The organism is Mycobacterium sp., assembly GCF_049278535.1.
Classification (GTDB): domain Bacteria; phylum Actinomycetota; class Actinomycetes; order Mycobacteriales; family Mycobacteriaceae; genus Mycobacterium.
The window spans coordinates 1-10474 of the sequence record NZ_JBAPMI010000159.1 but is presented as its reverse complement, the minus strand read 5'-3'; the positions used below and the strand labels follow the sequence as shown (position 1 = coordinate 10474).

The 10474-nt window shown below is 67.5% G+C and carries 14 protein-coding genes and 1 pseudogene; 7 read left to right on the top strand and 8 right to left on the bottom strand.

Translation table 11 applies throughout. The features are described from left to right. Nucleotides 1-185 (bottom strand): annotated as a pseudogene (locus WAO18_RS10645) (cutinase family protein); the annotation flags it as partial. A gap of 45 nt (nt 186-230) precedes the next feature. Then, nucleotides 231-629: a VOC family protein gene (locus WAO18_RS10640; protein WP_422206215.1), complete on the bottom strand. Its 399-nt coding sequence runs from the start codon at nt 627-629 to the stop codon at nt 231-233. Nucleotides 630-767: 138 nt separating this feature from the next. On the opposite strand from WAO18_RS10640, the gene WAO18_RS10635 reads away from it, so the two are divergent. Beyond that, nucleotides 768-917, top strand: a complete 150-nt coding sequence (locus tag WAO18_RS10635) for a hypothetical protein (RefSeq protein WP_422206213.1) — start codon at nt 768-770, stop codon at nt 915-917. A gap of 3 nt (nt 918-920) precedes the next feature. On the opposite strand, the gene WAO18_RS10630 is transcribed toward WAO18_RS10635, so the two are convergent. After that, the gene (locus tag WAO18_RS10630; protein WP_422206211.1) at nt 921-1775 is read right to left on the bottom strand and encodes an oxygenase MpaB family protein; all 855 of its coding nucleotides are present in this window, start codon (nt 1773-1775) and stop codon (nt 921-923) included. Nucleotides 1776-1836: 61 nt separating this feature from the next. Between WAO18_RS10630 and WAO18_RS10625 the strand changes: the two genes are divergently transcribed. Continuing rightward, nucleotides 1837-2766, top strand: a complete 930-nt coding sequence (locus WAO18_RS10625) for a cobalamin biosynthesis protein (protein ID WP_422206217.1) — start codon at nt 1837-1839, stop codon at nt 2764-2766. Here WAO18_RS10625 and WAO18_RS10620 read toward each other — a convergent pair. From WAO18_RS10620 to WAO18_RS10610, 3 genes are read right to left on the bottom strand one after another with little or no spacing between them, the layout of a single operon-like run. After that, nucleotides 2738-3562, bottom strand: a complete 825-nt coding sequence (locus WAO18_RS10620; protein WP_422206209.1) for an SURF1 family protein — start codon at nt 3560-3562, stop codon at nt 2738-2740. The two genes, WAO18_RS10625 and WAO18_RS10620, sit on opposite strands and share 29 nt — an antisense overlap. Further along, nucleotides 3562-4056: a low molecular weight protein-tyrosine-phosphatase gene (locus WAO18_RS10615; RefSeq protein WP_422206207.1), complete on the bottom strand. Its 495-nt coding sequence runs from the start codon at nt 4054-4056 to the stop codon at nt 3562-3564. The genes WAO18_RS10620 and WAO18_RS10615 overlap by 1 nt, the downstream gene beginning before the upstream one ends. Beyond that, a complete protein-coding gene (locus WAO18_RS10610) occupies nt 4049-4726 on the bottom strand; it encodes an HAD hydrolase-like protein (RefSeq protein ID WP_422206205.1) in 678 nt (225 codons plus the stop codon). Before WAO18_RS10610 ends, WAO18_RS10615 begins: the two co-directional genes overlap by 8 nt. A gap of 84 nt (nt 4727-4810) precedes the next feature. Between WAO18_RS10610 and cobC the strand changes: the two genes are divergently transcribed. From cobC to WAO18_RS10585, 5 genes are all read left to right on the top strand, one after another. Beyond that, a complete protein-coding gene (gene cobC / locus WAO18_RS10605) occupies nt 4811-5866 on the top strand; it encodes an Rv2231c family pyridoxal phosphate-dependent protein CobC (RefSeq protein WP_422206203.1) in 1056 nt (351 codons plus the stop codon). After that, a complete protein-coding gene (locus WAO18_RS10600) occupies nt 5863-7002 on the top strand; it encodes a YqfO family protein (protein WP_422206201.1) in 1140 nt (379 codons plus the stop codon). Before cobC ends, WAO18_RS10600 begins: the two co-directional genes overlap by 4 nt. Beyond that, nucleotides 6999-7733, top strand: a complete 735-nt coding sequence (locus WAO18_RS10595) for a zinc ribbon domain-containing protein (protein ID WP_422206199.1) — start codon at nt 6999-7001, stop codon at nt 7731-7733. Before WAO18_RS10600 ends, WAO18_RS10595 begins: the two co-directional genes overlap by 4 nt. After that, the gene (locus WAO18_RS10590; protein WP_422206197.1) at nt 7730-8818 is read left to right on the top strand and encodes a bifunctional RNase H/acid phosphatase; all 1089 of its coding nucleotides are present in this window, start codon (nt 7730-7732) and stop codon (nt 8816-8818) included. Before WAO18_RS10595 ends, WAO18_RS10590 begins: the two co-directional genes overlap by 4 nt. Before the next feature lie 96 nt (nt 8819-8914). Beyond that, nucleotides 8915-9193 (top strand): DMT family transporter, encoded by a 279-nt coding sequence (locus tag WAO18_RS10585; RefSeq protein ID WP_422206195.1) that lies wholly within the window; start codon nt 8915-8917, stop codon nt 9191-9193. Between the two features lie 9 nt (nt 9194-9202). Here WAO18_RS10585 and WAO18_RS10580 read toward each other — a convergent pair whose 3' ends face one another. Continuing rightward, entirely contained in the window at nt 9203-9523 is a 321-nt protein-coding gene (locus WAO18_RS10580; RefSeq protein WP_422206194.1) for a hypothetical protein, read from the bottom strand. A gap of 79 nt (nt 9524-9602) precedes the next feature. Then, the gene (locus WAO18_RS10575) at nt 9603-10319 is read right to left on the bottom strand and encodes a 2OG-Fe(II) oxygenase (protein WP_422206193.1); all 717 of its coding nucleotides are present in this window, start codon (nt 10317-10319) and stop codon (nt 9603-9605) included. Nucleotides 10320-10474 lie beyond the last annotated feature (155 nt).

Sequence of the window (10474 nt, the reverse complement as noted above, 5' to 3'; positions counted from 1 at the left end):
TCGATGAAGTCCTGTCCCAGCTGGCCGATGCCGGGCGGTTCGGTGGTGGCGCGCGCGAACGTCACCTCTACGTCAGGACACGGCGTAGCGGATGCCGGGGCGGCGTTGATTGGCACGCTCACCAGCGCCACCAGCATGGTCGCTACTGCGCCGACCAGCACACGCGCAATGTGATTGGCGATCACGAGGCAATGCTGACACATTGCGACGGGCTGTGGGTCGCGTCGTGCTCACTTCCCGGGAGGTGCGAAGAACTCCAGCGCAACGCCGTCCGGGTCACGGAAGCTCAAACCCGAGCCGTAGGGCGCATCGACGATTCCGCCGTGCTGGATGTGCAGCTCATTGAGCCGGTCCATCCAGGTCTCCAGCTCGGCTCGGTTGGCGCAACCGAAGCCGACGTGGTCCAGGCCGACCCGAAACTCACTGAACCGTTCGTTGGGTGCCGGATGCTCATGCTGGTGGATTCCGATCAGGGTGCCGCCATCGAGGATCCACACCAGGTGCCGGAATCCGGCGGCGGTGTGCTCGTCGACCACAGGGTCGGCGTCGAACAGGCGGCGGTACCAGGGGCCGCTGACGGCCATGTCGCGAACAGTCAACGCGACGTGATTGAGTGCCGGAAAAGCCATGAATGGAGTTCCTTTCTGGCCAGTGCGCGCCGGCGGGCGAGCGGGCAGGCCTTCCAAGTGTGACCTAGATCGCATCGGCAGTCCGAGGGTGGCGAGCGCCACATTTACTTCGTCTGACTAATTAGTCATGCTTGGTATATGACTTCGCAGTTGACTCCCGAGCGCACCGATTCCGACGTTCTGCCCAAGGACTTCGATACCAATACCGGACCCATCTTCCTGCAGGCGTGGTTCTGGGTGGCCATACTGGGTTTCATCGGCATGGTCGCCCTCGTCATCGCCATTTAGGCCTCACAACACCCGCCAGCCTCGGCGGGCGCGAAAGCGCATGTCCCACAGGTAGACGCGGTAGCCCAGAATCCACGCTTGATGTGGAATCAGCCGATCGGCCATCCGCAGGGCAGCTAACAACCATCCGAACCGGCGTTGCTGGGTTTCCGACCACCCCAAGCACATCATGGCGCGGAACTCGGGGGGCAGGAAGCCCGTCGTGGCAAAGAGGTTGAACGGCCCGGCGAGCGCCGGCAACGGCCACGGCAGAAAGGCCATCGCCGCCACTCCGTGCAGGTGCTCGCGGACCGCGGGATCGATGCGCAGGTCCTCCAGCGATCGCTTCCAGTAGTCGTCGAACGCGATGCGGTCCGGTGGCCACATGGCCTCGCGTACCTGCAACGTGGTGGCCAGTCGCTTGGCGTCTTGATAGACCGCATCGGCGGCCGCGTCCTCAAGCGGGCCGTACAAGAACTCATGCTGGTCGACGAAATACCGGTAAAGGCAAGCGGCAACCCAAAGCTGCAATCCCGGATCGAACGCGTTGTAGGACACCGGACTTGACGACGTCGACCGCACTTGGCGATGCGCAGTGTCGACCGCAGCACGGATCAGCGCGCGATCGGACTCGGTGCCGATGGTCGCGACGGCCAAGTAGGTTCCGGTGGTCCGCGCCCGCTTGAACGGGTGCTTGTAGACGTTGCCACTGTCGACCGGGCTTTCCAGCACGCCGTAACCGACACCCGGTAACGACAGCTGCATGATCACGTTCGCGGCGGGCAGCAGCACGGCGGCGGGATTCAGCAGGTCGGCGGCTCGGGTGGCGTTGCGCTTCCTTCTGCTTCCGGCGGGCCGCGCCCGCGATGAAGGCCCCATCAATCGAGTACAACACGTGTGAGACGCTGCCGGAGTGTTTGGCGCCACGCGGCATACGCGGATGCTCGGTGTGCTGGTCGCCTACCTGGCCGACCTGGCGCTGGGCGACCCGCCGGCGGGACATCCGGTGGCGGGATTCGGCGCTGCCGCAACCGCGGCGCAGCGGTTCAGCTACCGCGATACCCGCACCGCCGGTGCCGTGCACGTCGCAACTCTCGTCGGTGCGGTGAGCCTGCTCGGCGCCGGTGTGCAGCGGCAAGCTCGCCAGTGCGGCACGTTCTGGTCGATCGCCGCGACCGCGGCGGCCACCTGGGTCGCGCTGGGTGGAACCTCGCTGGCGCGCATCGGATCGGCGATGGGGGAGTTGCTCAGCGGCGATGACCTCGAGGCAGCCCGACGGCTGCTGCCGTCGCTGTGTGGGCGTGACCCGGCATTGCTCGACGCCGCGGGATTGACCCGCGCGACAGTGGAATCGGTCGCCGAGAACACCTCCGATGCGCAGGTGGCGCCGCTGCTATGGGCGGTGGCGGGCGGCGTTCCCGGCGTCCTCGGGTACCGTGCCGTCAACACACTCGATGCCATGATCGGTCAGCGTTCACCGCGCTACGCGCGATTCGGTTGGGCCGCAGCGCGGTTGGACGATGCTGCCAACTACATCGCTGCGCGGGTGACCGCGGCGCTGACGGTGGTGTGCGCGCCAATCGTCGGTGGCTCGCCGTGGGACGCTCTTACCGCGTGGCGGCGCGATGCCAGTCGCCATCCCAGCCCCAATGCCGGAGTGGTCGAAGCGGCGTTCGCCGGCGCGCTGGGTGTGCGCCTCGGCGGGCCCACCCAGTACCACTACGAGCTGCAGATCCGGCCGGCTCTCGGTGACGGTCCGCCGCCGACAGTGACCGATCTGCGTCGCGCCGTCCGGCTTTCGCGCGCGGTGCAGGCCGCCGCGGCGCTAGTGTTCGCCGGTATCAGCGTCGCCGTCCGTAGCGGTCGGTGAGCTTGTCTTCGACGGTCGCGGGCTTGTCGGTGGACTTCGCCGTTGATGCCTGAGCCTTGTCGGCGCGGCGTGCCCGCAGCTCGGCGTACACGAAGTAGCCCAACAGGATTGGGGCGACGACGCCGAACGTGATCCACTGGATGCCATAGGACAGGAATGGGCCGGCGTCCAGGTGAGGCAGGGCGATGACGCCCAGTCCGCCGGGCTGACCGTCGACCAGCTGCAGATACGATCCGGCCAGCGGAACTCCGGTCAACGTGGCGATCTGACTTATGTTGATCGAATACACCTGCCGCACACCATCACTGACGAAAGACTCCTTGTCCGGCACTGGGCCCTCGGAATCGCGCAGGCGGGCCGTGATGGTCACTGTTTCGCGTGGCGGTGGGGGGATCGACGGCACCCGCGAACCCGGTAGGGGCCGCACATAGCCGCGGTCGACCAAGACGGTGGGCCCGCCGTCGACGACGAAGGGCAGCAGCACTTCCATGGCCGGCTCGCCCTCGGCTACCCGCAACCGGACCGCCAGCTGCCTATCCGGCAGGTAGTGGCCGGTCGCCGTCACCCTGCGCCATTGCCCGTCAGTGGCCGATGAATCCTGCTGTGGCAAAAGGTCTTTCAACGGAACCGGCGCCGTTGTCAGCGACTGTTGGATCTGGTTGTTCTCCCGCGAGGTTTTGGTGTTCTTCCCCAGCTGCCACGGCGCTAGGACGGTGAAGCACAGGTAGGTGAATGCGATCACCACCACGGCCAGCGCGATCCAGCCCGGCCGTAGCAGGAAGGCCCGGCGCCGCATCAGCCGTGTCCGTCCTTGGCCAGTTGCTCGTCAACCCACGTGTGCAATCCGGGCAGCGACGCCTCGATCGCGGCGAAGGTGATTTCGAAGTCGTGGTTATCGCCGTAGTAGGGGTCATCGACGTCGAGAACGAAAACGCCGGAACGAGGATCGAAGGATCGCAGCATCCGAAGCCGGTCGGCCTCGACACCCAGCTGTTGCAGAAGCGGCACGTGGTTGCGGGCCAACGCGATCACCAGGTCGGCGTTGAGATGGTCGATGTCGACCTGCGCGGCACTGTGATCGGTGGGATAACCGTGTGCGCGCAGCACGCGGTTGGCCCGCTCGTCGGCGGACTTGCCGATGTGCCAGCCGGCGGTGCCTGCGCTGGTGACGCGCACGGCGTCGTCCAGCCCGCGTTCGGTGATCTGATGGGCGAACATCTTCTCGGCCATCGGCGACCGGCAGATGTTGCCGGTGCACACGAAGGTGATGTGCAGCCTGGAATCAGACACCTAACGCCCTCCGCAGCTCGGCGACTGTCTCGACGTGCACGGCACCACTCGTCGCGTCGGAGAAGTCGGCCTGACCGTACCCCCAGCCAACCAAAACCGCGTCGATGCCGTGGGTGGCCGCTCCCTCGACGTCGTGGCGGCGGTCGCCGACCATGAGCACCCGTTCGGGCAGCGGCTGTAGTTGCGCCAACGCATGCGCGAGCACGTCGGCCTTGGCGGCCCGGGTGCCGTCGACACTGGCTCCGGCGATCACCTCGAAATGCCCGTCGAGGCCGAAGTGGGCCAGGATGCGTCGTGCGGTGGGTTCGGCCTTCGAGGTGGCCACCGCCAGACGAACCCCTGCGGCGCGCAGGTCGGCCAGCAACGGTCCGATCCCATCGAAGAGGCTGTTGATGGCCCAGCCCCGGGTGGAGTAGTCGGCGCGGTAGGCGGCGATCGCGGCGTCGGAGTGCTCGCCCAGCCCCATCGCCTCGAAGGTGTGGTGCATAGGCGGCCCGACGATCTGGCTGGCCAGGTCGCCCGCGGGCACGGCGGCGCCGATTTCGCCGAGCGCGTGGCGGAAGCTGGAGACGATTCCGTCCGCGGAGTCGGTCAGGGTGCCGTCGAGGTCGAAGATCACCAGCTGGGGGACCAGCGGGATCGAATCAGCTGCCGAGACCCTGCCTGTCACGTTCCTATTGTCCAGGATGGCCCGGCGTACCGGTGGTCGTGTCCCGATACCGGGCTTCGCGGCGCGGTCGTTACTGTTTCAGTTGTGGCGAGTCTGGAGTCGAGCGCATCGATCCCGCTCGCGGCGGCGCGCTACCACGGCGATCAAGCGGCAGAACCCGGCATGCTCGATTTCGCCGTCAACATCCGGCACGCGCAACCGGCGGTCTGGTTGATGGAGCGACTGGCCGCACGGCTGCCCGACTTGGCGCGATACCCGGGCGCCGACGACGAACGTGCGGCGATCCAGGCGGTCGCGGCCCGGCATGGCCGGGCCCTAGCGGAGGTCGCGCTGTTGGCCGGGGCCGCCGAGGGATTCGCCCTGCTGCCTAACCTGCGCCCAAAGCTGGCCGCGGTGATCGCGCCGTCGTTCACCGAGCCGGACGCGACGCTGAGGGCGGCCGGCGTTCCGGTGCGGCACGTCGTGCTCGATCCGCCGTTCGGTCTGGCGGGTGTGCGGGTGCCCGATGAGGCTGACCTGGTCGTGGTCGGCAACCCCACCAACCCGACCGCGGTGTTGCACACGCGCGAACAGCTCCTGTCGTTGCGGCGCCCCGGCCGCATCGTCGTGGTGGATGAGGCGTTCGCCGATGCTGTTCCCGGCGAGCCGGAATCGCTGGCTGACGAGTCGCTGCCCGACGTGGTGGTGCTGCGCAGTCTCACCAAGACGTGGTCACTGGCCGGCCTGCGGGTCGGCTACGCGTTGGCTGCGCCGGAGGTGTTAGCGCAGCTGACCGCCACCCGTCCGCATTGGCCGGTCGGCACGTTGCAACTGGCCGCTGTCGTGGCATGTTGCGCGCCGCGGGCGGTTGCCGAAGCCGAGGCAGACGCCCGGCAGTTGGCGGAGATGCGTGCGGAGATGGTGTCCGGTCTGCGGTCGGCGGGTGTCGAGGCGGTCGATGGCCGCGCGCCGTTCGTGTTGTTCACTGTCGGCGATGCCGAGTTGACGCGAAAACATCTGCACACCAGAGGAATTGCGGTGCGACGCTGTGACACGTTTGTCGGCCTGGACGGGCGATATCTACGTGCCGCGGTCCGGCCGGAGTGGCCGGTGCTCGTCGAGGCGATTGCTGACATCGCCACGAGTGGGGTGCTGCGATGACGATTCAGTTGGGCGAGGTCATCGACGCGCTGGACGAGGCGTACCCGCCCGGGCTTGCGCAGTCGTGGGATTCGGTTGGACTGGTCTGCGGTGACCCTGATGATGCGCTGAGTTCGGTGACCATCGCGGTCGACGCCACCGCGGCGGTGGTCGACGCGGTTCCCGACGGTGGTCTGCTGCTGGCCCACCATCCACTGCTGTTGCGTGGGGTGGACACAGTGGCGGCAAGCACCGCCAAGGGCGCGTTGGTGCACCGGCTGATCCGCACCGGGCGTTCGCTTTTCACCGCGCACACCAACGCCGACTCGGCGTCGCCGGGCGTCTCCGATGCGTTGGCGCACGCGCTGGGGCTGACCGTCGAGGCAGTTCTGGAACCCGCCGCGGCGTCGCAGAATCTGGACAAGTGGGTGATCTTCGTGCCGCCGGAGAATGCGGAGGCGCTGCGAGCGTCGATCTTTGCGGCCGGCGCCGGCCACATCGGCGACTATTCGCACTGCGGTTGGAGCGTCACAGGCACCGGTCAATTCCTGCCCGAGGACGGTGCGTCACCGGCGATCGGCAGCGTGGGCGCGGTGGAACAGGTTGTCGAGGATCGGGTCGAGGTTGTCGCGCCCGCGTGGGCACGGGGCCGAGTGCTCGCAGCGATGCGAGACGCACACCCCTACGAGGAGCCGGCCTTCGACATCATCGCGCTCACCCTGCCGCCCGGCGACGTCGGACTGGGCCGAATCGGTTCGTTGCCGCGGCCAGAGCCGTTGAGCGCGTTCGTGTCCCGAGTGCGGGCCGGGCTGCCGCAGACGTCGTGGGGCGTGCGTGCCGCCGGTGACCCGGACCGGCTGGTTTCCCGGGTTGCAGTGTGCGGCGGCGCGGGCGACTCGCTACTGGGCGCCGTGGCGGCCGCCGATGTCCAGGCCTACGTGACGGCAGATCTGCGCCACCACCCGGCCGATGAGCACCGCCGCGCGTCGGATGTTGCGCTGCTCGACGTTGCTCATTGGGCCAGCGAATACCCGTGGTGTGAGCAGGCTGCCGATGTGCTGCGGTCGGTCTTCGGCGCAGCGCTGCCCGTTCATGTGTGTCCGATCCGCACCGATCCGTGGAACGTCGAGAGCGACAGCGGGGGAAAGGACGCATGAAAGCCGAAGTCGCGCAGCAGCGCTCACTGCTCGAAGTTGCCGAGCTCGACGCGGAGCTGGCCAAGCTGGACCATCGTGCCGGCCACCTACCAGAGCGGACCGATTGCGAGCGGATACAAACCGACCAGGTCGCCGCCGGCGATCGACTCGGAGCGCTGCAGATTGCGTTGGAAGACTTGGACACTCAAGTCTCGAGGTTCGAATCGGAGATCGATGGGGTGCGGCAGCGCGAGGATCGGGACCGGTCGCTGCTGCAATCGGTGGCCGACTCCAAGCAGCTGTCGGAGCTGCAGCATGAGTTGGAGACCCTGCAGCGCCGCCAGACGAGCCTGGAGGATTCGCTGCTGGAGGTGATGGAGCGCCGCGAACAGTTGCAGGTGCAACGGACCGCAGAGCAGGCCACCGTCGAGGCACTGGAATCCGATCTGGCCGCCGCACAGCACGCTCTCGACACAACCCTGGCCGATATCGACCACCATCGGCGTGTCTACTCGGCACGGCGCGACGAACTCACCGCCGAACTGGATCCACAGCTGGTGGCGCTGTACGAACGACAGCGGGCCGGGGGCGGACCGGGAGCGGGCCTGTTGCAGGGTCGCCGCTGTGGGGCGTGCCGGATCGAGATCGACCGCGGCGAGCTGGCCCGGATCTCGGCGGCGGCCGATGACGAAGTGCTGCGGTGTCCCGAGTGCAGCGCAATCTTGTTGCGACTCAGAGGCGCAAGCCAGTGAAGGTCGTCGTCGAGGCCGACGGTGGGTCCCGCGGCAACCCCGGGCCGGCGGGCTACGGCTCGGTGGTCTGGACGGCGGACCGCTCGCTCGTGCTGGCCGAGAGCAAGCAGGCGATCGGTCAGGCCACCAACAATGTCGCCGAATACCGCGGCCTGATAGCGGGTTTGGAAGAGGCAGCGAAGCTACAGGCCACCGAAGTCGCGGTGTCGATGGACTCCAAACTGGTTATCGAGCAGATGTCGGGACGCTGGAAGGTCAAACATCCTGACCTCGCCGAACTCAACGCTCAGGCTCGCGCGCTGGCGTCGCGGTTCGACCGGGTCAGCTACAGATGGATTCCGCGAGCGGAGAATTCGCACGCTGACCGGTTGGCCAATGAGGCGATGGACGCCGCGGCCGAACAGACCGACACGTCATCGCCGGCGACGGTCAGTGCGAACCCGTCACCGCCGGGATGGACCGGCGCGCGTGGCGCCGCTACCCGGCTGCTGTTGCTGCGGCACGGCCAAACCGAGCTGTCGGTGCAGCGGCGCTACTCAGGGCGCGGCAATCCGCCGCTGACCAAGCTGGGCCGACAGCAGGCTGACGCCGCCGCCCGGTATCTAACGGCGCGCGGCGGCATCGCAGCGGTGATCAGTTCGCCCCTGCAGCGCTGCCACGACACAGCGACGGCGGCCGCCAAAGCGCTGGGCCTGGACGTCGCCGTCGACGACGACCTGATCGAAACCGATTTCGGCGGATGGGAAGGTCTCACGTTCTCCGAGGCCGCCGAACACGACCCCGAATTGCACCGGCGCTGGCTGCGCGACACCAGTACAGAGCCGCCGGGCGGGGAAAGCTTCGACGAGGTGAACCAGCGGGTCCGCCGCGCGCGCGACCGCGTGGTCGCCGACCACGGCGGCAACACTGTGCTGGTGGTATCGCACGTCACTCCGATCAAAATGCTGCTGCGGGAAGCGCTTGATGCCGGGCCGGGGATTCTCTACCGGCTGCATCTCGACCTGGCGTCGTTGAGCATTGCGGAGTTCTACCCCGACGGCGCGTCGTCGGTGCGGCTGGTGAATCAGACCGGGTATTTGGGTTAGAGACCGCGGGCGGCCGGGTAGTGGGCCAACCCTGGAATGGTTAGCGTCGCACGCTCTGGCGATCGGATCAGCACTGCTCGCGGCGTTTGGGCGGCCGTGGGCATCGTCGTTCGGCAGCGTGCAATCCAAGAAGGAGCCTGCCACCCCGAGGACTCGGGCGCGATCGTGACGTCCTGGGTCCGCCAGCCGTCATGGTGGGCGGCCACGCTGGGTGCGGTCGGCGGATATGTGTTCCAAGCAGTGGCGCTGGCACACGGGTCGCTGTTGCTCGTGCAGCCCCTGCTGGTGACGTCGCTGCTGTTCGTGCTGCCGCTGGGTGCGCGGTTCTCCAATCAGCATGTGCGGGGCCGTGATTGGTGTTGGCGCTGTTGCTGACCGCAGCGCTCACCGTGTTTGTTCTGGTGGGGCAGCCGCGCGAGGGCCACTACCGTCCGCCGGTGCCCGCCTGGACAGTGGCGCTGGCCAGTTCGGTCCCAGCGGGTGATCGTCTGCGTCCTGGTCGCCCGCCGAGCAGTCGGGCGAACCCGCGCCACGTTGTTGGCCACCGCCGTGGCCGTGCTGCTCGGGATGATCGGTGCCTTGCAGGCGTCGGTGCCGATCATGTTGGTCGGCGAGCCGGTGGTGGCGGTGCTGCTGGGCGTCGTCGTACTCGGTGAGCACTTGTGGTGCGCGGCCCGGTGGTGTGGTTCTGGCGTTGGCGGTCACCGCGATGACGGCGGCGACAATCGCATTGGGACGCGATTCGGCTTCCGCCGCAACACCAGTCGCCGATGCCCTGGCCTAGCTAGGCGGCGTCGTGAAAAATCAGGCCCAACGCGTAACGCTCGCCGGACCGCACGACGGACAGGCCGTGGCGGACCGCGGCGGCCGACCATCCGCGAGCCGATTGCAACGGCCGGTCGCGGGTGGTGAACAGGTAGCCGTGGCCCTGCGGTAATTGGGTTGCGGTGCCGCGCGATTGCGCCCGGGCCCGTTGTTCGACGAGCATGAACTCCCCGCCGCTGTACTCGGTTTCGGCGTCACTGAGGTTGATCACCACCTGAAGCGGAAACACCAAGTCTCCGTAGAGGTCTCGGTGCAGCGCATTCCAGTCGTGCGGCCCGTATCTGAGCATCAGGGCGGTCGAGCGTTGCTGGCCGGCGGCATGGCACATGGCCAGCCACTCGTCGAGGCTGTCCGGCCACGGCGCGTCGCGGCCCAGCTTGATCCACCAATCCCGCGCGATCGGCAACAGCCGCGGATACAGCGCCTGCTTGAGATCCTCGATCGGCTCTGGGTAGGGGGAGTGGAAATAGCGATACTGGCCAGAGCCGTAACGACGAGGGCCCATGTCGATGGTGGCGCGGAACAGCTGGTCTTCGGCGAACAGCTTGCGCAGCCGCCTGGCCTCGGCCGGCGTCAGGAGTCGCGGCAACAGCGCACCGCCGAAGTCGTTGACGTCCGCGGCGATCGCCTGCCAATCGCCGGCGCCCACCCGCTTTGTCCACTCAGTTTTCGGCATCGGCCCCGTCCTCCCGTCGCCCCTGACCTGTAGACGATAGGGACGGCATAGACGTGAGATCCCATCTTGTCGGAGGCCGCGCTTAACATCGAACGCATGTTCGAAAATTTGGCATTGGTTGACCCGAATTGTGGTGAGTCCGCACTGGTTGAGCG